We start from the raw sequence: 21160 nt of genomic DNA on the forward strand, positions 1-21160 counted from the left end.
CAAAAAACTATTTTGCGCGTTTAAAGTTTAACCTGCCGCGCCAATTGATATTTGATATGCATCAAGCCACGCAGAATCCATTCACCCCTCCCCTACCAATGGGCTGGGCGATACGATGACGCCATTGTTATCGGCGTACACATACTCTCCGGGATGGAAGGTAATACCGCCAAATGTCACCGACACATTCAGATCACCAATCCCACGCTTGTCGGTTTTCAAAGGGATCGCGGCCAGTGCCTGCACACCCAGATCCAGCTTTGCCAACGCATCAACATCGCGGACACAACCGTAAATAATCAACCCTTCCCATCCATTCCTGACCGCATTTTCGGCAATCATATCGCCCAGCAGCGCACGCCGCAGTGAACCACCACCATCCACCACGAGCACCTTTCCATGACCGGGCTTACCGGCACTCTCTTTCACCAGCGAATTATCCTCATGGCATTTGACAGTAACAATTTCACCGCCAAACGTATCCCTCCCACCATAATTGGCCATCATTGGCTCCATTACCTGCACCAGCTCGGGGTAATCATCACAAAGATCAGGGGTTGCAAAAAACATCATGACTCCAGCCTGTTGTTTATCCAACACTCATTCCCGGCAACCCGAATTGATCAAGGCAACGCCAGCAATAGAGGCTCTCTGCGTGCACGCAAACAACCCCGGGGCCAACCTGATATGGTCGGCAAAGTGTCGTCTGGCCAGTGAACGCTTACAGGGGCTGAGATTGCCATGATCAGAGACCTGGAGCAATCACAGAAATGCCGCACTTGCTGCACAGTCCCAAGATGAGGCCATAATAAAGTGCTGAAAAAGACAATAACAACGCTGAATTAGTCTGAAACATCCTCGCTTCTACCGTAGACTACCGACCATGCCTAACGTGGATATCACCGACTTTCCCTACCGTCCCGATGCCGAAGCGCTCTTTGCAGCAATACGGGATCTCGATGATCCCATCTGGATGGACAGTGGCAAGCCTCGCAGCCTCTCTGGTCGGTTTGATATTATTTCAGCGCAACCGACCACTGTTCTCGAGACAGTGGACAAGATCACACGAATCATAACCCCTCAGACCATCTATGAATCCTCTGAAGACCCCTTCGCGCTGGCACAGCAACTCCTCGACACCCTCGGACCAGCCGATCACAGCTTGAGCCATTATCCTTTTTTGGGGGGGTTGGCCGGCTATTTTGGTTACGACCTTGGCCACCGTATCGAAGTGCTGCCGAACCTGCTGGGCAAAGTGGACTCACTGCCGGATCTCCGGTTGGGGCTTTATAACTGGGCCCTTGTACTCAATCACTCGTCGAGAAAAGCCTGGCTGATTTTTCGCAACGATTGCCCGGCGGATCTTCGTGAAACGGTCTCGAAGCGACTGAAGCAGGCCGACAATGGAGAAAGCCTCACAGGAAGTGATGGCGAAGGGACAAATCCGTTTGAGCCCTCAATGAGCAGAGATGCTTACCTGAATGCTGTCAGCCAAATCAAGGAGTATATTAGTGAGGGTGATTGCTATCAGGTCAATCTCGCCCGGCATTTTTCAGCGAAATACCAAGGTGATAGCTGGCACCTATACAGAGTACTACGACGGATATTGCCCTCACCCTACAGTTGCTATTATCAGTTCGGAAAGCGCAATCAGGCGGTACTGAGCTTTTCCCCCGAGCGGTTTTTGAAGCTCTCTGCCGGACAGGTGGAAACCAAGCCTATCAAGGGTACTACCAGACGGGGCAGAACGGTGGAGGAGGATCAACAAAATGCTATCGAGTTGATGAACAGCACCAAAAATCGGGCTGAAAACCTGATGATTGTCGATTTGCTGCGCAATGATCTCGGGAAAACCTGTCAGCCAGGCTCGATTCGGGTACCAAAGCTCTTTGCGCTTGAAAGCTTTGCCAACGTACATCACTTGGTCAGCACGGTGACCGGAAAACTCCGTGACGGTGAATCACCACTGTCACTGTTACGAGGTTGTTTCCCCGGAGGCTCTATCACTGGCGCACCGAAAAAACGCGCTATGGAAATCATTGAAACACTGGAAACCTGTCGCCGCTCGGTGTATTGCGGCAGCATTGGCTATATCAGCAGCACAGGGCGAATGGATACCAACATCGCCATCCGCACGATCCTGGCCGATGGTGACAGACTGCACTGTTGGGGAGGTGGCGGCATCGTGGCCGACTCAAATGCCGAAAGTGAATTCCAGGAAATTCTGGACAAAATCCGAGTGCTTATCCAGCCGGATAGCCCCACCGGATAGGCGCCCTACAAGCTAAGCTCCCGGACACTGGCCTTGATGAATTCCTGTTTGAGCGCCTCAAATGTATGGACAGCCGGAAATTGCGGGAATTGATCAATAACATTCTGAGGTGCATGAAACAGGATACCGGCATCGGCCTCTGCCAGCATGGTCGTATCGTTATAGGAGTCGCCGGCAGCAATAGTCCGGTAGTACATGCTTTTAAAGCCGACAATCGCCTGGCGCTTTGGGTTGGCCTGCCGCAAGTGGTAATTAACCACGCGACCGTCCTGGTCTGTTTCCAGTTTGTGACATAGCAACGCGGGAAATCCCAACTGACGCATCAGGGGCTGTGCGAACTCATAAAAAGTATCGGAGAGAATGACCACCTGGAAGCGTTCCCGCAGCCAGTCAACAAACTCTCGCGCTCCTTCAAGAGGCGATAGCGTGGCTATCACCTCCTGAATCTCCTTAAGCCCCAGACCGTGTCGGTCCAGAATATCCAGACGGTAACGCATCAGCACATCGTAATCCGGTTCATCCCGGGTAGTACGCTTGAGCGCATCAATACCGGTTTTCTCGGCAAAGGCAATCCATATTTCAGGAATCAGTACGCCTTCAAGATCCAAACAAGCGATTTCCACAATGTCACCCTTAATCGTGCGAGACCAAAATAAGACCGCGCCACTCTAACGATTTCAGGGATATTGCGCAATAAAGTTGCGAGGCTTTTGATAGCTCCACAGGCAGGTAAATAGCCTTTTTACAGATTTTTAATAGCCATATCGATGAAGGTTATAGTTTCTGATTATTTTTGCTTTAGTGGCGGCTTTGATATGATGCGCGACTTTGAGGACAACCCCTCTAACTTATTGAGAATATTGAGTAACTCCCATGACTGCAAACCTTCTGAACACTCTTGATCTCGATCGGGAATTATCCAATCAGTCTCCACAGGAGATTATTGCCTACGCACTTGATCAATTTGACAATATTGCCATCTCATTCAGTGGTGCAGAGGATGTTGTACTGATTGATATGGCGCACAGGATCAACCCGGAGAAAGTACAGGTCTTTTCCCTAGATACGGGTCGCCTGCATGCCGAAACCTATCGCTTTATCGAAAAGGTCCGGGAGCATTACGGTATCCAAATCGATGTGGTTTTTCCCGATGCCTACGCCGTTAATAATATGGTGCGGGAGAAAGGACTTTTCAGTTTTTACCGCGACGGCCACAAAGAGTGCTGCAGTATCCGTAAGATTGGCCCCCTGCGCCGTAAATTGCTGACTGTAGACGCGTGGGTAACCGGTCAGCGTCGCGACCAGAGCCCTGGTACCCGCACAGCTATCCCTGTGATTCAGGACGACAAGGCCTTTGCCCGCCCCGATGGCACCCTGACCAAATTCAATCCGCTAGCCAACTGGTCATCAAACCAGGTTTGGGAATATATTCGTTCCAATAACGTGCCCTATAACGAATTACATGACCGGGGCTATATCAGTATCGGCTGTGAACCCTGTACACGTGCCACCGGCCCAGGCCAACATGAGCGCGAAGGCCGCTGGTGGTGGGAAGAAGCCACGATGAAGGAATGCGGTCTGCATGCCGTCAATACGCAAAAATAAACCGGGAAAGACACATGAAAATCACACTCGTCAAAAAGATCAAGCTGGACGGCAGTCTCTGCAGAAAGTGCGAAGACGTGCAACAAAAAATGGAAGCTGCTGACCAGATGTCTCTAATAGATGAGGTTTTGCTGGCGGATGAGCGGGACCCCAGCTCACCGGGAATGTTGTTGGCGAAACATTACAATGTGGAGCAGGCACCTTTTTTTGTGGTTGAGCGGGAAGGCCAACAACCGGAGATTTACACCGTCTATTTCAAGTTTGTCAAAGAGGTGCTTAACCAGAAAACCCGCGAAGAGGACGAGCTTAAGGAAATTCTTAACGACAACCCCGATCTCGACTTTCTATAAGGTTCAAAGCCATTCTTTGGTTCAATCTTGTTCAGCCCCGGATGTCGGGTTAACGGCAAACCAAATGGACTAAAGCTCCGGTAACTCTACCGCACTGAAAAATTTTTCCAGATCGTCCTTCGCATGAATGGCACAGGCCTCAGTTATTCTGTCCCGAGTTAGATGAGGGGCGAACAACTCGATAAAATCATACATATATCCCCGCAAATACGTACCTCGCCGAAACCCGATACTGGTGATACTGGGCTTGAACAGATGAGAGGCATCCAATGCCACCAGATCACTGTCCTTAACCGGGTCGTAGGCCATGTGGGCAACAATGCCAATACCCAGACCCAAGCGCACATAAGTCTTGATCACATCAGAGTCTGTAGCGGTGAATACCACCTTTGGAATGAGTCCCCGGTCATTGAAGGCCTCATCAAGGCGGGAACGCCCGGTAAAACCAAACACGTAGGTGACCAAAGGATAAGTCGACACCTCCTCCAGCGTCAATTTTGATACTTGAACCAGCGGATGGTCCCTGGGCACCAGAATACAACGATTCCATCGGTAACAAGGCATCATCAGCAAATCGTGAAATAACTCCAGTGCCTCAGTGGCAATGGCGAAATCCACTGAGCCATCTACAGCCTGTTCAGAGATCTGCATCGGTGTACCCTGATGCATATGTAATGAAACCTCGGGATATTTATCAATAAAGGCTTCAATAACCGGCGGTAGTGCATAACGTGCCTGAGTATGGGTTGTCGCGATAGTCAGGCTGCCGCGCCTGGGGTCATTATGCTCCTGAGCCAATTGCTTGATGCTATCGACTTTCCGCAAAATATCGCCAGCTACACGCAGAATCTCATCGCCCGCCGGGGTAACACGCGTGAGATGTTTGCCGCTGCGCGAAAAGATTTCCACACCCAGTTCGTCTTCGAGCAGGCGTATCTGCTTACTGATACCCGGCTGTGAAGTGTAAAGACTTTGGGCCGTGGCAGAAACATTCAACTCATGGTGCGCCACCGCCCAGATATATCGAAGCTGTTGTAATTTCATGCATTCACTCGGATAGACGACAATGATATAAAAATATAAGAAATTATTCCTTTGAAGAATAGGTACAAATTGCTAGAGTTTCCAGGTTATTTTGGGATAGAAGTGGATTAATTGTGCTGGATTTTTTGTTGTATGTTGGGTCCGGTGCTTTCGTGGGCTTAGTCGTCGGGCTCACCGGTGTTGGTGGCGGATCCTTGATGACGCCTATGCTAATTATGTTCGGCATCCCCTACAATGTCGCTATTGGCACTGACCTCCTCTATGCCGCTATCACAAAAGCCAGTGGTGTTGTGGCCCACACTCGGCAGAAAAGTATTCAGTGGCGACTGGTTGCCTATCTCGCTGCTGGCAGCATACCGGCATCACTCATTACATCCCAGCTCCTCTATCATGTGTTTACAGATGCAGAAGAGTATCGAGAAATCCTGACAACCAGTCTCGGTATTATGCTGATTATTACCGCCGCCGTGATTTTACTAAAACGTTTTCTACGCAATGCTTCCGACCGGCCACACGGCCCCGTAGGAGCATTTTTTCAGTTGCACGCCACAAAGGTAACTTTCGTTGCGGGCATTTTTCTGGGTATTTTTGTCACCCTCTCATCAGTGGGCGCAGGCGCATTTTGTGCGGCGCTACTGATGATTCTCTATCCTCGCCTACCGGCACTGCATGTAGTCGGGACCGACATTGCTCACGCAGTGCCACTGACTCTGATCGCCGGGCTTGGCCATTTATTCCTGCTGGGCAATGTCGATTTGGTACTGCTTGGGTCACTATTGATCGGGTCACTGCCAGCCATTCACCTGGGCACCAGACTGGCAGCACGACTCCCAAGCCGGGTATTGCAACCGGTTTTAGCCTGCCTGTTGCTCGGCATGGGCATCAAATTCGCCCTGTTCTAAACTGTAAACTGGTCAGTCCTTTTTGTTAGCTATGCCATGAGGCACATGCCCGGTGGCCACGTGGGATTTTGCCGATTCACAATGTGCCTGCTGATCGTCAAAGAACACATCCGCACCATAAGATTTAAGGAACGCACCCTTCTCCAGGCCTCCGAGAAACAGGGACTCGTCTATCCGGATATCCCATGTTCGGAGCGTTCGCACGACCCGCTCATGGGCCGGCGCAGAGCGCGCCGTGACGAGAGCTGTTCGAATAGGACAGCTCTCGGGTGGAAATTCTGACTGCAGGGTATGCAAAACCTGAAGAAAATGCTTGAACGGGCCACCGCTCATTGGCTGCCTGGCGGCGGCTTTCTCACTTTGAGTAAATGCCGCCAACCCGCTTTCCTTGTAGACACGTTCCGATTCATCGGAAAACAGTACAGCATCACCATCAAAAGCAAAGCGAAGTTCATCGTCATTGCGATCTCTGGATCCCGACGATATTAACGTTGCCGCTGCAATCCCGTTATTCAGGGCATTGCAGACATCTTCTGCATTGGTCGAAAGAAACAGATGGCAACCAAAAGCGGATACATACCGGTAAGGGCTTTCTCCACCACAAAACGCGGCACGGCTGATATTCAACCCATAGTGCTCAATGGAATTGAACACCCGCAATCCGGTGTCAGCCGAATTCCGGGAGAGCAAAATCACTTCCACCCTCGGGTCACCATCCAGTTTTTCATTGATTCTCAGCAGTTTTTTCACCATGGGAAATGCCTCTCCCGGTGCAAGAACCTCATCCTCATGCGCCACCTGATAACGGGAATAGGCATCCAACCCTTCCTGCTCATAAACCCGATGGCTTTCATCCAGATCAAACAGGGCCCTGGATGAAATAGCAATCACCAGTTTGTCACCAAAGTTCTTTGACACAGACTATTCCTCCGGGGGTTTACCCGTTACACCTTAGTAAAAACAACCCATTAAATAAAAACACTACATGTTAGCTCGCATCAAGACAGGGTCTTTTTGTCAATTGATCTACTCAATCTTGTACACTCGTATGCAGTGGATGGCCACAATCACGGTGGCGGCTAATCAAGACAAGCAGTGGCTGATAGCTGGATAAACTTTACCATGAGAACAATTTCACTCATGCTCTTCAGTAACAAGAAATTGAAACAACGATACTTTTATTTTAACGGATACTTGGCACTCACACCTTGGAGATCTCCATGACTAGTATAAAAAAATACGTTTTAGCAGGGTTTTTAATGACGTTTCTCATGGTGACCGGGTGTACAAGCGAGGAAAAAGCCGAATCTGAACGAGACTCGAACAGTACCCCGAAACTATTGACTTCGTCCTCTTACAATCTTTATAAAAGTGAATCCTGTGGTTGCTGTGAAGAGTGGATGGAATATATGTCCGACAAGGGTTATCACGCACTCATTCACCACCCTAAAAATCTGACGGCGGTCAAAAGTAGCCTGGGTATCGATTCAGAGTATCAATCCTGCCACACAGCAGTCTTTGAAAACGGCTATGTCATGGAAGGTCATGTGCCGGCCAAATTTGTAACACAATTCATGAACAACCCCCCTGATGGTGCACTTGGCCTGGCAGTACCGGGTATGCCTGTGGGTAGCCCAGGCATGGAAATGGAGGGCCGGTTTAAACCCTATAACATCTATTTACTGAAAAAGGATGGCAGCACTGAGGTTTATGCCTCTGTGGAGAGTGCCGACCAGCAATGATTACACCTGAAGATAAGCGGCAAACTGTCTATTGATCAAAGTATTCACGGGTCAGCCTGAAAATGACCGGACTTAACAATAACAGGCCGATAAGATTAGGCACGGCCATCATACCGTTAAGTGTATCGGCAATACTCCATACCAGGCTCAATTGCGATGTCGCGCCCACAAATACGGCGACAACCCAGACTATGCGAAACGGCACAATAACATTGATGCCAAAGAGGTACTCGGCACAGCGCTCACCATAATAACTCCAGCCCAGAATCGTGGTAAAAGCAAACAAGGCCAGACTGACGGCAACCACTTTATCGCCATGGGGCAGCACGCTATTAAAAGCGAATGCGGTGAGTGCAGCACCCTGCTCGCCACTGCTCCAGGCACCCGTCAGAATCAACACCAAACCTGTCATTGTGCAAATCACGATAGTGTCAATAAAGGTTCCCAGCATGGCAATGGTACCCTGGCGAACCGGACTATTGGTTTCAGCCGCGGCATGGGCAATGGGCGCGCTGCCCAAACCCGCCTCGTTAGAAAATATGCCGCGAGCTACCCCCATACGCAGTGCCAGCATAATCGTCGCTCCGGCAAAACCACCCCCTGCAGCCACCGGCGAAAAAGCGCTTTTTACCACCAGTATCAGGGCTTCGGGGACCGCACCGATATTAATCATCAGTATGATCACTGTAACCATAAGATAAAGGATCGTCATGAAAGGCACCAGTTTTCCGGCCACTTGCGCAATTCGTTGAATTCCCCCGAGTAATACCAGCCCCACCAGGATAGTCATTACTGCACCGGTAAGCTGTTCGGGTACCGCAAAACTGCTGTGCAATGCATCCGCCACCGAGTTCGCTTGAACAGTATTGCCAATCCCAAACCCGGCGAGGGTGCCAAAAACCGCAAACAATAACCCCAACCATGCCCACTTTGGACCCAATCCATTGCGGATGTAGTACATTGGCCCACCGACTTTCCTGCCTCGCTTGTCCGTTTCGCGATAGTGCACCGCCAATACAGCTTCACTGTACTTGGTGGCCATCCCCAGCAAGGCAGTACACCACATCCAGAAGAGTGCCCCGGGGCCACCGATACTGACAGCCGTGGCAACACCGACAATATTGCCAGTTCCAATCGTAGCCGATAGCGATGTCATCAGCGCATTGAAGGGGCTGATATCCCCATCGCCGCCACCCTTTCTCCCAATGAATAATTGCCTGAAACCGTAGCCTATTTTTCGTATTGGCAGCCCGCCCAGACCAATCGTCAAATAGAGGCCCGTGCCGAGAATAAGGCACAGCATCACCGGTCCCCACACAAACCCGTTGATGCTATTGACCACAGATTGCAGAGTCATGGATTCACCTAATATCACTCAATCAAACCTGACGCTGAAGATTTAAGCTGTATGCCCAGTTCATCGCGCTGGGCATACAAACCAAACAGACCACCAGTATGAATAAATACAATATCCGAAGCGCCCTGAAACGCCCCTGCCTTGATTTCTTGAATCAAGCCGTAAAACGCCTTACCGGTATAGACCGGGTCGAGTATCAGTCCCTCAAGAGAGGCCATGTGACGGATAGTGGAGAAGACCTCTGCTGTTGCCCGGCCATAGCCGGGACCGATATAACGATCGTTGACCTGAATAGCCACTTGCGTCATGTCCACAGATGTACCGTAACGTCTCGTCCAGTCGCTGATATCTTCTCTGATCTTGTTATGAAAATACGCGGCATCATCACAAACGGCAAAACCCACCACAGATATATCCAACTGGGATAGATGGCAACCCAGTGTCAGGCCTGCCTGTGTACCTCCAGACCCTGTTGCACAGACAATAGCGTCCGGCTTGATCTCGAGCTCCCTGAATTGGCATGCCAGCTCACTGACAGAGTGCAGATAACCCCAAATGCCAATACCGTCACTGGCACCCGTGGGGATGACAAATGGCTTGCGACCCCGACTACGATAAAAATCAAGCCAGTGGGCAATCAACTCAGGCAAGTGTTGATATTGGTTCTGTGGATAACAGCTGATTTCTGCCCCAACCAGACTGTCCAACAATAAATTGCCATCGGGTGGCTGCTCGGGGGGTTCCCCCCTGAGAATCAGATGCACCTTTAAACCCAGCTGTGCACCCAAAACAGCCGTCGCCCGGCAATGATTGGACTGAAGCCCGCCACAGGTGAGCAGCGTATCAGCACCCTCTGCTATTGCCCGAGCCAGGACAAATTCGAGTTTTCTGACTTTGTTGCCACTGGCGGCACAACCGGTAAGGTCATCGCGCTTAACCCAGATTCTCGGACCAGCCAATTCAGCGGATAGCCGTGGCAAAAACTGGAGCGGCGTAGGCAGCTGTGCAAGGTTGAGCTTGTCCGGAATCATGGGCAAAAAAAAGGCCGCATATGCGGCCTTCTCTCAGATATCCTTGATGGTGCCTTTGGGCAAAACAGCGTGAACGGCCGCCCTCTGAAACTTCAACTCCACATTATTGGCCACCTGTATGGTCATATAGTCATCATCAAGTTTGGTAATCTTGCCGAGCAACCCGCTATTCATTACCACCTCATCTCCCTTGCCCAGCGAACCAGTCAGTTCACGGTGTTCCTTTTGACGTTTGCGCTGTGGACGGATAATCAGAAAATACATAAAAAGAAACAGCCCACCGAACATCAGTAGTGTGAAGATCGGGTTTGGTTCGGAGCCAGACGGCGCGGAGGTCGCCATAACAACCTGTGATAAATCAAATGACATTCGGTTACCTCATTATTTATTTAAACGGTACGTTGTAAAAGAGAAGCGGGACTTTAGCGCGATAGCGGCTTCACCTCAAACCAGATTTTCTTTTACCCACCGCAGAATATCATCGTGGTGAGTTTTTGTTTTAACCTTGTCCATCACCAACCTGATCTTGCCCTGCTTGTCGATAACAAACGAAGTACGCAGTACACCCATAAACTCACGGCCCATGAACTTTTTCATGTCCCAACAGCCATAGGCCTGCGTAACAGCATGATCCTCATCTGAAAGGAGATCAAAATTCAGCTGCTGTTTTTCTTCAAACCGGGCCAGCCGTGGATAAGGGTCAGGGCTAATGCCCAGAACAACCGTATCAAGTTGGGCAAATTCATCTTTGGTATCACGGATGCCACAGGCTTGGACGGTACAACCCGGCGTCATAGCTTTGGGATAGAAGTACAACACGACATTTTTGTTGCCCTTAAAGTCCGTCAGTTTAATCGTCTCACCACGTTGATTTTTAAGGCTGAATGCTGGCGCTACGTTTCCCACTTTAGGAAATGGCATGAATAATGTCTCCTTACTGCGGTGTTTTAGTCATTGGAAGGTATTTAGGGAACTTACTTTAACAAAAATTCTAGAAGGAGGTGCGCTGAAATGTATTGTACTTGCTGACTTGCAGGTTAAGTTGTTCTTTGAGTACTCTGGCAAGCTTGAATCGGTCGGCACGGTTTAGAAACTCGCCCAACCGATAGCAGTGCCCCAAAGCCACCAGATCGATCAACGGCAATCCCATGGGCCGATCTGGACCATCTACAAGAAATCTCACAGACTGCTGAGGAAACGTCAGGTTAAAGTCAGGGATGTCTCTACCACGCTCAAGCCTCAGCACACCATTCTGTACAGTGATGACTTCACGAAAATCCAGCTTGCGGAGAGTCAGACGCATCGCGGAGCCCAATGCAATAATCTCAATGCCGGCAAAAGGCAGCACTAACCAGGCGCCATTGAGTGCCATCCCGACCGCCAGAATCAGCAATACAACCGAAGCGGCAAGCAGCACATAGAGATTGCCCTTCCAATCCATCGAACGATTGGGGCTGAGCACCAGTTGCCTGGCATGATCTGTCAATGCATGGAGGGTAACCATAATTGCTCCTGCATTCAGTATAGACCGTTTTCATATAGATTCACCGATCACGAAAACGTTCTCTGAGACATGAAAAAAGGCGCTCAATAGAGCGCCTTTTCCAGAACAACAAGCTTGAGACAAGCAATCCTCAGGGCAGCAAATGGCTCACAGCATCGCGTTCCTCAGCGAGCTCTTTCTCAGTGGCGGACATTCTGGCACGTGAGAAATCATTAACTTCCAGGCCCTGCACAATTTCCCAGTCTCCATTTTTGCAGACACAGGGGAAGGAGTAGATCAGGCCTTCAGCAATACCATAACTACCGTCACTGTAGACGCCCATGCTGACCCAATCACCCGAGTTTGAGCCAAGCGCCCAACTGCGCATGTGGTCGATAGCAGCATTTGCAGCTGAAGCTGCGGAAGAAGCACCACGAGCCTTGATGATCGCTGCACCGCGCTGTTGAACTTCAGGAATGTAAGTCGATTCATACCAAGCCTGATCGACCAGATCAATCGCAGCTTTGCCCTGAACAGTCGCGTGATGAAGATCAGGGTATTGGGTCGAAGAGTGATTGCCCCAAATCGTCATTTTTGTAATATCGTTAATGCTGGTACCGGTCTTCTGGGCCAGCTGGGTCATGGCACGGTTATGATCAAGCCGCATCATGGCGGTGAACTGGCGAGGGTTAATGTTCGGTGCGTTGCGTTGGGCGATCAGTGCGTTGGTGTTCGCTGGATTGCCCACCACCAACACTTTAATGCCGGACGATGCGTTGTCATTGATCGCTTTACCCTGCACAGAGAAAATAGCCGCATTGGCTTCCAGCAAATCCTTGCGCTCCATACCCGGTCCACGGGGACGAGCACCGACCAAAAGTGCGTAGTCGGCATCCTTGAAAGCAATGTTCGGATCATCTGTCTGAACTATCCCCGTCAGCAGCGGGAAAGCACAATCATCCAGCTCCATGGCAACGCCTTTGAGCGCCTCCAGTGCTGGCGTAATTTCCAGTAATTGCAGAATGACTGGTTGGTCCTCACCGAGCATTTGGCCCGCAGCGATACGGAACAGTAAAGAATAGCTAATTTGGCCGGCGGCGCCGGTGACGGCAACACGTACAGGTGCTTTCACAATAGATCTCCAAAACAAATTGATAATCAGATGGGGACGACATTATAAGGAAATGGCAAAGAATTTCACTTGTTCAGACAGATGATGGGCATCGATCGAGTGAATAAGTGAGTTCTCAGGGGCGGTGAACAACCATTGCACAGGTGTCCAGCAGCTCCTGAACCGGCACTCTCACGTAATCGTGACAATAGAAATCATCGGTCAGAATCACACCGTCCCAAATGACAATATCCAGGTCAATCGTTCTGGGGCCAGATTTAATCGGCCCTTTCAGCCGGCCCATCCTGTCCTCCACAGCCTTGAGGTAATGATTAAAGGGCACTCTATCCAGGGGTGTTTCAATCAGATATGCCGTATTGAGGAAATCGGGCTGAAACTGGTAACCCACGGGTGATGTCTGAATAACGTCGGCTGCCGCTAAAAGCGTCGTTTCAGCAACCAGAATCTCATAACAACGTGCAATGTTCTTTGCTGCCTCGATATTGGAACCGACGGAAATAATAACGCGATGCAGATGATCACCCTTTGACTCATTCAACTTTATCACCAGATTCATAGTCTTCAGCATTGAGACCCTGGTGGTTCATACCTTCACCTCCGTCCACAAACAGTATTTGACCTGTGACGAATTCACTATCCACTAAATAGTTCATAGCCCGGGTCAGGTCTTCCACCCTGCCCTGACGCTGTAGCGGAATACCCTGAATCCGCCAATCAATATAATCGCCGGTACGGGTTTCCCCGGGTAACACTACACCAGGGGCTATACCATTGACCCGGATTCGGGGCGAGAACTCCATTGCCGCCAGCTTTGTAAACTCGGCCAGTGCTTTTTTTGACATCAGGTAAGCACCATACTGATATTGCTGAAAGGCGATCTTGTTATCCAGAATATTAATGATGGAGCCACTCGCCACTTGCTTTGCGAAGCTCCCGGATAACAGGTAGGGAGCAAAAAAATTTACTGAGAACTGTTTCTGCAGTAATGCGCGATCTGTATTCGCTATCGTCCCGGCATGGTAAGCCGAGGCGCTGTTAATCAACACCTGCAGGCCGGGGAAGCGATGATACACCTGCTCTATCAGACACGCAGGGTCCTCATCAGAGAGGTCGAACTGGAACGTTTCACAGCGAACTCCTCTATTCCGGATCAATTCAGCCTGGTGCTGCGCCTGCTCGGTGGAATGGTGATAATGAAGTGCAATATCGTAACCACGATCTGCCAGTGCGGTCGCGAATGCCAGACCAAGTCGGTTAGCGGCACCGGTCACCAGCGCTGCAGGACGCTGCTGTTCTTTATCAGTCATGGTGGTCTCCAGTCCAGACTCCAATCATTTCATTGAAGGTAGTCGGGATCAACCAGTGACATCAATCGGGTAAGCTTTACCGAGTAATTGCAGATTGCATCAAACATTTTCGGCTGACCGGGGTCTATGAAGGGTCAACTTTGATAAACTAAACCCTTTACTGATCAAGAGACAATTTCATCTGATGCCTCATTTTATTCGCAACACCTTCTGTCTACTGCTGTTAACACTGACATCAATAGCCCTTGCCAAGGTCAGCTACAGTCCCGAGCAACCCAAAACCGCCATTGAAATTGTCAATGAACTGGCCAGCAAGCACTATAGCAAGCAGGTCCTGGATGATGGCTTATCCAACCGCTTTCTTTCTCAATATGTCAACAATCTCGATCCAGCCAAAAGTTATCTTCTCCAGAGTGATATCGATGAGTTCAGTCGCTGGGAAAACGAGCTGGACAATATGCTCAAGAAAGGAGACCTGAGCGCCGGTTTTTATATTTTCAATCGTTATCAGGAACGTGCCGAAGCACGCTTGCAAGCCAATATCGACTTGCTGGAAAGTGGCTTTGAATTTGATCTCACCGAAGATGACAGCCTGAATCTGGATCTTGAGCAGGCCCAATGGCCAGCGTCAGCCCAGGCTGCTGATGCCTTCTGGAAAAAACGGATCAAGGAGTCGTATCTACGGCTGATTCTCAGCGACAAAGAGCCCGATGCTGCCCGCTCCCTACTGGTAAAACGTTATACCAACCTGCAAAACCAGTTATCACAGCGTGACAGTGAGGATATTTTCCAGATTTTCATGAACTCTCTGGCTGAATTGTACGATCCCCATACCAGTTATATGTCGCCTCGTTCCATGGAAAACTTCCGCATTGCCATGTCACTGTCTCTGACCGGTATAGGCGCAGTGCTCCAACGGGAAGATGAACACACCAAAGTGGTAAGGATCATTCCAGGTGGACCGGCAGACAAACAGGGGATACTCAAGGCCGGGGATAAGATTATCAGTGTTGGACAAGGCAAAGAGGAAGGGGTCGATGTCATCGGCTGGCGACTGGATGACGTCGTGGACATGATTCGCGGTGCCAAGGATACCATCGTCAAGCTTGAAATTATGCCGGCAGTGGGTGAAGCCGCTGGCAGCACTCGAGAAATTGCCATTGTCAGAGACAAGATCCAACTTGAGGAGCAAGCTGCAAAATCTGAAATTATTGAGGTACAAAACGATTCCGGGAATTACCGTTTCGGCGTCATCACCATTCCAACTTTTTATCTTGATGTCGAGGCCTTTTACAATAGAGATCCCGAATTCAAGAGTACTACTAAGGATGTTCAGCGCCTGCTGGGCGAAATGGCCGATCAGAATATAGACGGTGTCATTCTCGACCTGCGCAATAACGGCGGCGGCTTTCTACAGGAAGCGACCACGTTGACCGACTTGTTCATTGATCCGGGTCCGATTGTGCAAGTTCGCGATGCCAATGAAGTGGTGTCACGCAATCATCGTTCGCGCTACAACGCCTACTACAGGGGCCCGCTGATGGTGATGACCAACCGGCTCAGCGCCTCTGCCTCAGAAATTTTTGCCGGAGCGATTCAGGACTACGAAAGAGGCTTTGTTGTCGGCGAGCAGACTTTCGGCAAGGGGACTGTCCAGATACAACTGCCGGTTCGCGAGGGACAGCTAAAATTGACTGAATCGAAATTTTACCGTGTTTCAGGCGAAAGCACCCAGAATCTGGGCGTGGTTCCCGATATCGAACTGCCTGCATTTTATGATGCTGAAATCGTTGGCGAAAGCAGCGAAAAAAATGCACTCCCCTGGGACAAAATAAATGCCGTCCCCCATCGCCGTTATGACCTGACAGATCTGCCCGTTGACAGATTGATCGAACGTCACAAGTCCCGACTCAGCCAGGATCCCGACCTGCGCTACCTCAGTGATGAGCTGACACTGATGAAAGAGCGCAGAGCACAGCAATCAATATCACTGAATGAAGAACAACGTCGCCAGGAAGCCAAAGACTATGATTTAACAAGGTTGGCCATTGAAAACAAACGCCGGTCTGCAAAGGGATTATCGCCCTATGAAACCGTCGAGGCATGGCAGGCAGAAAATTCTGTCGACGCCGATCTAGAAGGGGAGAAAACAATACCGCTACCGGAACGCGACCCACTACTCTATGAGACTGGCAATATCTTTGCCGATGTACTGATAATGAGTGATGCCAGATCCATGTTGGTACAACAGCCTTGAGCCAATAACAGCCTTGAGCCGAAAGACAGCCCCGAGTCGGCTCTCATTCGACGTTATCCATCGGCTTGAAGTCAATCAAGCTGATGGATAGCATAAAATCGTCAATTAACGCAGCCGGGAGACCAACTAAAAAGTTTGCTCTGAACAACAGCTGTGGCCGCTGGAACAAGACATGAATATCGTTTCTTTTAACGTGAACGGATTGCGAGCCCGCCTTCACCAGCTGAAAGCCGTTATCGACAAATATTCTCCGGACGTGATTGGCCTGCAGGAAACCAAGGTTGAAGATGCGCTGTTTCCCATCGATCAGATACAGGGAATGGGCTACGATGCGATTTATCACGGTCAGAAAAGCCACTATGGTGTCGCCCTGCTCTACCGGATACCCATCGCCGACCACATGAAGGGGCTACCTAACAACCCGGAAGACCACCAGAGAAGGCTAATTTACGGGAAGTTCGCTCTTAATAACCGTACCGTCCACGTCTATAACGGGTATTTCCCCCAAGGCGAAAACCGAAGCCATCCACAGAAATTCCCCTGTAAAAAACAGTTCTACGAAGATCTAATACAACATATATCGAGCGTTCACACCAATGGTGACCACATCATTGTGATGGGCGACATGAACATAGCCCCCCTCGACCGGGATATTGGTATCGGGGACGAAAACCGCAAACGCTGGCTACGCAGTGGTAAATGCTGTTTTCTACCCGAAGAAAGGACGTGGCTATCCAGCCTCCAGAGCCTGACTCTGAAAGACAGTTTTGATTATTTTCATCCGGATGAACCCAATAGATTCAGTTGGTTCGACTACCGAAGCCGGGGATTTGAGGCAGACCCGAAGCGCGGTCTTCGAATCGACCTTATTCTCGCTTCGGAAAACCTCCTGCCTGTCGCCACTGATGCTGGCATTGATTACCAGATCAGAGCCATGGAAAAGCCCTCCGATCACTGCCCAATCTGGTTGTCTCTGGAGCCTTGATCAAAAGATTTTGTCAACCGATACCTCAGCGGTACGTTCTAATGAGCATTACTGAAGAAATGGAGTACCCTGCATGCAAAAACTTCTTGTTCTCGGTCTGCTGACCACATCAATCATATTTGGCATGGCACCGGCCCTGGCCGGAGATCGCGACCACAAACCGAATTTTCGTGCTGAATACCGCCACAACTATCACCACGACTATCGCAGGATCTACCGGGATAATTATCGATATGACCAAAGGCGAGACCAATACCATGATCGCAGGTTTCATTCACACGACTACAAGCACAATAAGTACAGAAAACATTACGGTCATCCCGGCAGACAAAAAAACATGATTACTATCGGAGAAGTGCCTCAGATGATTACATCTACATTATTGGCGGGGCAGTGCTGTTAAATGAAATTTTGCATCACCGTCGTTGACAGAGCGCCAGTTATCCATGTTGCTGACCTTATTGGATAATCCGACAGGTAACGACAAAAGGAACGGGACCCTGACACAGCAATCTATGGAAAACTTTTTGTCGTCGGTAGAGCGCAGGGCCTATGCCATCGCAGTAACCTCCCTAACCGACAGGGAGGATGCGCTGGATATTGTGCAGGAGGCCATGACCCAACTGGTGGTCAGCTATGCACATAAGCCAAGCGGTGAATGGCGCCCGTTGTTTTATCGAATATTGCAAAGCAAAATCAATGACTTGCACCGTAAAAGAAAATTTCAGAGACAGTTTAAAGGATGGCTTTCCCACTTCAGGGACAAACAGGGTGAAGAGACCGAAGAAGACCCTATTGAAGCCGTTGCAGGGCCTGACAGTACAACACCACATACACGGCATGAGCGCGAACGTCAGATACGTGTTTTAAAAGAGGCACTGATCCACCTCCCTCCTCGCCAACAACAGGTTTTTATGTTGCGCTGCTGGGAGGGCCTCAGTACAAAAGAGACAGCAATAGCCATGAAGTGCAGTGAAGGCAGCGTTAAAACCCATTATTCCCGCGCATTAATCAAGCTTAGGGACACACTGGGAGATTATTGGTATGACTGATCTAGAGAAACAACTACAAGACACCTTGCGTCACTCTGAAAACGAGCTTGACTCTGCGACAGCCCGTCGCCTGGTGGCAGCAAGAAACATGGCTCTCAATGTCGCCAATCAACGCAGATGGCCAGACTTTTTTATCCCGGTTGTCAGCATGGCGGCAATCTCTCTGGTAGCAGTTATACTGGTGTTCTCACCACTCACACAAAATCTGCAGCAGGACAGTTCCCCCCAGGAAGAGTTCATGCTCAGTGAAGAAATCGATCTTTACGAAGACATGGAATTCTATTCCTGGCTGGCCAGCGACACCTCCAATCTGAAGGGCTGATACATGTACAAAAGCATATTCTGTCGCGGACATTTTTTACCACAGGTGCTCGCCTTTGCCCTGATCTGTGCCTTTTCACTTCCTGGACAAGCCCACCAGGGTGAACCTTTTACTCCGGGGCACAACCCTCTCAACCAGGTCATAAACCCCTTCGAGGCTGCCGGAAGCCATCGTTATTACGCTGAAAAAGACAAAGTGCACCCCTCCAAACGCCACAAGAAGGACTGGAAACAGCGTTATGAATCAATGACACCGGCAGAGAGGGACAAACTGGAGAAACGACGCGAGTATTTTAAATCACTATCGCCGGAAGAACGCCAACGTATCCATCAGGCACGTGAAAAATTTCACAACCTGCCCGCAGAGAAACGGGAAGCGTTAAAAGAACGATGGCGCAGTATGTCGCCCGAACAGCGGAAGGAGTTCCACAAGAAAATTGGTCGGGATGGCAGCTTCTCAGAAAAAAGCAGGGACTAAAAAAACCGGTCAAAAGACCGGTTTTTTTATGGTTTGCACATCGCTCAGAGCTGCGCTTCAATGGCGGGAATCAGCTCAAACAGATCACCGACCAGACCATAATCTGCCACCTGAAAAATAGGCGCTTCCGGATCCTTGTTAATCGCTACAATGACTTTGCTATCTTTCATTCCTGCCAGATGCTGAATCGCACCTGAAATACCTACGGCAATATACAGTTCCGGAGCAACAATTTTACCTGTCTGGCCCACCTGCATATCATTGGGAACAAAGCCCGCGTCCACAGCTGCACGGGATGCGCCCATTGCCGCACCAAGCTTATCGACCAGTTTTTCCAGCATAGCGAAACCCTCACTGCTGCCCATGCCACGACCACCCGCAACCACGACCCGGGCAGAGGTCAATTCCGGCCGCTCGGAAACGGCCAACTCCTGGCCTATGAAGATACAGAGATCCTGATTGTGTACACTGGAAATCTGTTCAATGGTGGCATTACCTCCCTCTGTTACAGCCGCTTCAAATGCCGTGGAGCGCACAGTGAGCACCTTAACTTCATCGCTGCTTTGCACTGTCGCGATGACATTGCCCGCGTACACTGGCCGCTTGAAGGTATCCGGGCTTATTACCTCGCTGATATCCGAAATAGCCTGCATATCGAGCAGAGCAGCCACTCGCGGCATCAGATTTTTTCCAGTCGTGCTGGCTGGCGCCAGTACATGACTGAAACCTTCAGCAATCTCGGCAACCAGGGGCGCCATATTCTCGGCCAGGTGATGGCTATAGACCGGATTGTCAGCCAGAAGTACTTTTTTGATACCAGGCACCTTTGACAGTGTGTCAGCCACGCCGGCGCAATTGGAGCCCGCCACCAATACGACAATATCACCACCAATCGCCTGCGCCGCGCTGACACTGTTCAGCGTCGAAGGCCTAAGATCACTGTTATCATGTTCAGCAATAATCAGAATACTCATCAGATCACCTTCGCTTCATTTTTCAGTTTGTCCATCAACTCCTCAACATCGGCCACTTTAATACCGGCCGCTCGCTGCGCAGGCAGTTCAACCTTTAGCAGCTTGACGCGCGGCGAAATGGAAACACCCAGCTCATCCGGGGTCGAAGTATCCAGAGGTTTCTTTTTGGCCTTCATAATATTGGGCAGAGAGGCATAGCGCGGTTCATTTAAGCGCAGATCGGCAGTCACAATTGCCGGCAAGGTAAGCGCCAGTGATTGCAACCCGCCATCAATCTCACGGGTTACCGTCGCCTTATTGTCACCCGTCAGTTCCAGCTTTGATGCAAAGGTACCCTGAGGGTACCCAGTCAGCGCCGCGAGCATTTGTCCCGTCTGATTATTATCGCCGTCAATCGACTGTTTACCCATCAGTACAAGATCCGGTTGTTCGCGATCACACAACACTTTCAGACACTTGGCGATGGCCAACGGTTCGAGCACATCTTCTGTGACCACCAACAAAGCCCTGTCTGCACCCAGCGCCAATGCCGTACGCAACTGTTCCTGAGCCTGCTGAGACCCTATTGAAACGACAACAATTTCATCGGCAAGGCCCTGCTCCTTGAGACGTACCGCCTCCTCCACAGCAATTTCGCAGAAAGGATTAATCGACATTTTGACATTATTGAGATCAACGTCGGCAGCATCGGCTCGGGGTCTCACCTTGACGTTGTAGTCCACCACGCGCTTGATAGCGACAAGTACTTTCATGGAATACCCTTTGAAATTCATTGGTTAGCATTGAGGGGTGCTAATCATGCCGCCACCATCAAGCCAAATCAAGGCAAAGGGAAATTTTCAGACAATCAATTACTGACCTCGTAGTA

Annotated in this window: 25 protein-coding genes; 11 read left to right on the forward strand and 14 right to left on the reverse strand. The window is 50.1% G+C overall.

The window, feature by feature from the left end:
- Window positions 1-81: 81 nt before the first annotated feature.
- Entirely contained in the window at window positions 82-570 is a 489-nt protein-coding gene (gene rraA / locus AACZ64_RS03645; protein WP_293614387.1) for a ribonuclease E activity regulator RraA, read from the reverse strand.
- Window positions 571-883: 313 nt separating this feature from the next.
- Between rraA and pabB the strand changes: the two genes are divergently transcribed.
- The gene (gene pabB / locus AACZ64_RS03650; protein ID WP_293614338.1) at window positions 884-2272 is read left to right on the forward strand and encodes an aminodeoxychorismate synthase component I; all 1389 of its coding nucleotides are present in this window, start codon (window positions 884-886) and stop codon (window positions 2270-2272) included.
- Between the two features lie 5 nt (window positions 2273-2277).
- On the opposite strand, the gene thrH is transcribed toward pabB, so the two are convergent.
- Window positions 2278-2895, reverse strand: a complete 618-nt coding sequence (gene thrH / locus AACZ64_RS03655) for a bifunctional phosphoserine phosphatase/homoserine phosphotransferase ThrH (protein WP_293614337.1) — start codon at window positions 2893-2895, stop codon at window positions 2278-2280.
- Window positions 2896-3145: 250 nt separating this feature from the next.
- On the opposite strand from thrH, the gene AACZ64_RS03660 reads away from it, so the two are divergent.
- Window positions 3146-3877, forward strand: coding sequence for a phosphoadenylyl-sulfate reductase (locus AACZ64_RS03660; protein ID WP_293614336.1), 732 nt, complete (start codon window positions 3146-3148; stop codon window positions 3875-3877).
- 14 nt (window positions 3878-3891) lie between these two features.
- Window positions 3892-4227: a hypothetical protein gene (locus tag AACZ64_RS03665; RefSeq protein WP_293614335.1), complete on the forward strand. Its 336-nt coding sequence runs from the start codon at window positions 3892-3894 to the stop codon at window positions 4225-4227.
- Between the two features lie 69 nt (window positions 4228-4296).
- Here AACZ64_RS03665 and cysB read toward each other — a convergent pair whose 3' ends face one another.
- Complete coding sequence (gene cysB / locus AACZ64_RS03670; protein ID WP_293614334.1) at window positions 4297-5271, reverse strand: HTH-type transcriptional regulator CysB; 975 nt, start codon at window positions 5269-5271, stop codon at window positions 4297-4299.
- Window positions 5272-5384: 113 nt separating this feature from the next.
- Here cysB and AACZ64_RS03675 point away from each other — a divergent pair, with 113 nt between their 5' ends.
- A complete protein-coding gene (locus AACZ64_RS03675) occupies window positions 5385-6173 on the forward strand; it encodes a sulfite exporter TauE/SafE family protein (RefSeq protein WP_293614333.1) in 789 nt (262 codons plus the stop codon).
- A gap of 12 nt (window positions 6174-6185) precedes the next feature.
- Here AACZ64_RS03675 and AACZ64_RS03680 read toward each other — a convergent pair whose 3' ends face one another.
- Window positions 6186-7091 (reverse strand): 5'-nucleotidase, encoded by a 906-nt coding sequence (locus AACZ64_RS03680; protein ID WP_293614332.1) that lies wholly within the window; start codon window positions 7089-7091, stop codon window positions 6186-6188.
- Between the two features lie 341 nt (window positions 7092-7432).
- On the opposite strand from AACZ64_RS03680, the gene AACZ64_RS03685 reads away from it, so the two are divergent.
- A complete protein-coding gene (locus AACZ64_RS03685) occupies window positions 7433-7915 on the forward strand; it encodes a DUF411 domain-containing protein (RefSeq protein WP_339639701.1) in 483 nt (160 codons plus the stop codon).
- Between the two features lie 28 nt (window positions 7916-7943).
- Here AACZ64_RS03685 and AACZ64_RS03690 read toward each other — a convergent pair whose 3' ends face one another.
- The 8 genes from AACZ64_RS03690 to AACZ64_RS03725 all read right to left on the reverse strand — a co-directional run bounded on the left by AACZ64_RS03690 (window position 7944) and on the right by AACZ64_RS03725 (window position 14225).
- Complete coding sequence (locus AACZ64_RS03690; protein ID WP_293614386.1) at window positions 7944-9266, reverse strand: sodium:alanine symporter family protein; 1323 nt, start codon at window positions 9264-9266, stop codon at window positions 7944-7946.
- A 20-nt stretch (window positions 9267-9286) separates the two neighbouring features.
- Window positions 9287-10303, reverse strand: coding sequence for a D-cysteine desulfhydrase family protein (locus tag AACZ64_RS03695; RefSeq protein WP_293614385.1), 1017 nt, complete (start codon window positions 10301-10303; stop codon window positions 9287-9289).
- Between the two features lie 33 nt (window positions 10304-10336).
- Window positions 10337-10672, reverse strand: coding sequence for a preprotein translocase subunit YajC (gene yajC / locus AACZ64_RS03700; protein WP_293614330.1), 336 nt, complete (start codon window positions 10670-10672; stop codon window positions 10337-10339).
- Between the two features lie 75 nt (window positions 10673-10747).
- Window positions 10748-11224, reverse strand: a complete 477-nt coding sequence (gene bcp, locus AACZ64_RS03705) for a thioredoxin-dependent thiol peroxidase (protein ID WP_293614329.1) — start codon at window positions 11222-11224, stop codon at window positions 10748-10750.
- Window positions 11225-11294: 70 nt separating this feature from the next.
- The gene (locus AACZ64_RS03710) at window positions 11295-11807 is read right to left on the reverse strand and encodes a DUF2244 domain-containing protein (RefSeq protein WP_293614328.1); all 513 of its coding nucleotides are present in this window, start codon (window positions 11805-11807) and stop codon (window positions 11295-11297) included.
- 130 nt (window positions 11808-11937) lie between these two features.
- A complete protein-coding gene (locus AACZ64_RS03715) occupies window positions 11938-12918 on the reverse strand; it encodes a malate dehydrogenase (protein ID WP_293614327.1) in 981 nt (326 codons plus the stop codon).
- A 115-nt stretch (window positions 12919-13033) separates the two neighbouring features.
- Complete coding sequence (folK, locus tag AACZ64_RS03720) at window positions 13034-13456, reverse strand: 2-amino-4-hydroxy-6-hydroxymethyldihydropteridine diphosphokinase (protein ID WP_293614326.1); 423 nt, start codon at window positions 13454-13456, stop codon at window positions 13034-13036.
- On the reverse strand, window positions 13449-14225 hold the full coding sequence (locus tag AACZ64_RS03725) for an SDR family oxidoreductase (protein WP_293614325.1): 777 nt from the start codon (window positions 14223-14225) through the stop codon (window positions 13449-13451). Before AACZ64_RS03725 ends, folK begins: the two co-directional genes overlap by 8 nt.
- Window positions 14226-14409: 184 nt before the next feature.
- Between AACZ64_RS03725 and AACZ64_RS03730 the strand changes: the two genes are divergently transcribed.
- From AACZ64_RS03730 to AACZ64_RS03755, 6 genes are all read left to right on the forward strand, one after another.
- Window positions 14410-16482, forward strand: coding sequence for a carboxy terminal-processing peptidase (locus AACZ64_RS03730; protein WP_293614324.1), 2073 nt, complete (start codon window positions 14410-14412; stop codon window positions 16480-16482).
- A 172-nt stretch (window positions 16483-16654) separates the two neighbouring features.
- Entirely contained in the window at window positions 16655-17467 is an 813-nt protein-coding gene (xthA, locus tag AACZ64_RS03735; RefSeq protein ID WP_293614323.1) for an exodeoxyribonuclease III, read from the forward strand.
- A gap of 73 nt (window positions 17468-17540) precedes the next feature.
- Window positions 17541-17870 (forward strand): hypothetical protein, encoded by a 330-nt coding sequence (locus AACZ64_RS03740; protein WP_293614322.1) that lies wholly within the window; start codon window positions 17541-17543, stop codon window positions 17868-17870.
- Window positions 17871-17913: 43 nt separating this feature from the next.
- Entirely contained in the window at window positions 17914-18519 is a 606-nt protein-coding gene (locus AACZ64_RS03745; protein WP_293614321.1) for an RNA polymerase sigma factor, read from the forward strand.
- The gene (locus tag AACZ64_RS03750) at window positions 18512-18841 is read left to right on the forward strand and encodes a hypothetical protein (RefSeq protein WP_293614320.1); all 330 of its coding nucleotides are present in this window, start codon (window positions 18512-18514) and stop codon (window positions 18839-18841) included. The genes AACZ64_RS03745 and AACZ64_RS03750 overlap by 8 nt, the downstream gene beginning before the upstream one ends.
- Window positions 18842-18844: 3 nt before the next feature.
- A complete protein-coding gene (locus AACZ64_RS03755) occupies window positions 18845-19318 on the forward strand; it encodes a DUF3106 domain-containing protein (protein WP_293614319.1) in 474 nt (157 codons plus the stop codon).
- A 44-nt stretch (window positions 19319-19362) separates the two neighbouring features.
- Here AACZ64_RS03755 and AACZ64_RS03760 read toward each other — a convergent pair whose 3' ends face one another.
- On the reverse strand, window positions 19363-20292 hold the full coding sequence (locus tag AACZ64_RS03760; protein ID WP_339639703.1) for an FAD-binding protein: 930 nt from the start codon (window positions 20290-20292) through the stop codon (window positions 19363-19365).
- Entirely contained in the window at window positions 20292-21044 is a 753-nt protein-coding gene (locus AACZ64_RS03765; RefSeq protein WP_293614317.1) for an electron transfer flavoprotein subunit beta/FixA family protein, read from the reverse strand. The genes AACZ64_RS03760 and AACZ64_RS03765 overlap by 1 nt, the downstream gene beginning before the upstream one ends.
- Window positions 21045-21160 lie beyond the last annotated feature (116 nt).

Origin of the sequence: uncultured Porticoccus sp., assembly GCF_963975625.1 — a bacterium.
In the GTDB taxonomy this organism is placed as follows: Bacteria; Pseudomonadota; Gammaproteobacteria; order Pseudomonadales; family Porticoccaceae; genus Porticoccus.

What these genes read in the sequence shown, in the direction of transcription:
- AACZ64_RS03685 (WP_339639701.1), top strand. Translation starts at nt 7,433, where the DNA reads ATGACGTTTCTCATGGTGACCGGGTGTACAAGCGAGGAAAAAGCCGAA.
- AACZ64_RS03740 (WP_293614322.1), top strand. Translation starts at nt 17,541, where the DNA reads ATGCAAAAACTTCTTGTTCTCGGTCTGCTGACCACATCAATCATATTT.
- AACZ64_RS03660 (WP_293614336.1), top strand. Translation starts at nt 3,146, where the DNA reads ATGACTGCAAACCTTCTGAACACTCTTGATCTCGATCGGGAATTATCC.
- AACZ64_RS03710 (WP_293614328.1), bottom strand. Translation starts at nt 11,807, where the DNA reads ATGGTTACCCTCCATGCATTGACAGATCATGCCAGGCAACTGGTGCTC.
- xthA (WP_293614323.1), top strand. Translation starts at nt 16,655, where the DNA reads ATGAATATCGTTTCTTTTAACGTGAACGGATTGCGAGCCCGCCTTCAC.
- pabB (WP_293614338.1), top strand. Translation starts at nt 884, where the DNA reads ATGCCTAACGTGGATATCACCGACTTTCCCTACCGTCCCGATGCCGAA.
- AACZ64_RS03765 (WP_293614317.1), bottom strand. Translation starts at nt 21,044, where the DNA reads ATGAAAGTACTTGTCGCTATCAAGCGCGTGGTGGACTACAACGTCAAG.
- AACZ64_RS03730 (WP_293614324.1), top strand. Translation starts at nt 14,410, where the DNA reads ATGCCTCATTTTATTCGCAACACCTTCTGTCTACTGCTGTTAACACTG.
- rraA (WP_293614387.1), bottom strand. Translation starts at nt 570, where the DNA reads ATGTTTTTTGCAACCCCTGATCTTTGTGATGATTACCCCGAGCTGGTG.
- cysB (WP_293614334.1), bottom strand. Translation starts at nt 5,271, where the DNA reads ATGAAATTACAACAGCTTCGATATATCTGGGCGGTGGCGCACCATGAG.
- bcp (WP_293614329.1), bottom strand. Translation starts at nt 11,224, where the DNA reads ATGCCATTTCCTAAAGTGGGAAACGTAGCGCCAGCATTCAGCCTTAAA.
- AACZ64_RS03725 (WP_293614325.1), bottom strand. Translation starts at nt 14,225, where the DNA reads ATGACTGATAAAGAACAGCAGCGTCCTGCAGCGCTGGTGACCGGTGCC.
- AACZ64_RS03745 (WP_293614321.1), top strand. Translation starts at nt 17,914, where the DNA reads ATGTTGCTGACCTTATTGGATAATCCGACAGGTAACGACAAAAGGAAC.
- AACZ64_RS03665 (WP_293614335.1), top strand. Translation starts at nt 3,892, where the DNA reads ATGAAAATCACACTCGTCAAAAAGATCAAGCTGGACGGCAGTCTCTGC.
- AACZ64_RS03695 (WP_293614385.1), bottom strand. Translation starts at nt 10,303, where the DNA reads ATGATTCCGGACAAGCTCAACCTTGCACAGCTGCCTACGCCGCTCCAG.
- AACZ64_RS03760 (WP_339639703.1), bottom strand. Translation starts at nt 20,292, where the DNA reads ATGAGTATTCTGATTATTGCTGAACATGATAACAGTGATCTTAGGCCT.
- yajC (WP_293614330.1), bottom strand. Translation starts at nt 10,672, where the DNA reads ATGTCATTTGATTTATCACAGGTTGTTATGGCGACCTCCGCGCCGTCT.
- AACZ64_RS03750 (WP_293614320.1), top strand. Translation starts at nt 18,512, where the DNA reads ATGACTGATCTAGAGAAACAACTACAAGACACCTTGCGTCACTCTGAA.
- AACZ64_RS03755 (WP_293614319.1), top strand. Translation starts at nt 18,845, where the DNA reads ATGTACAAAAGCATATTCTGTCGCGGACATTTTTTACCACAGGTGCTC.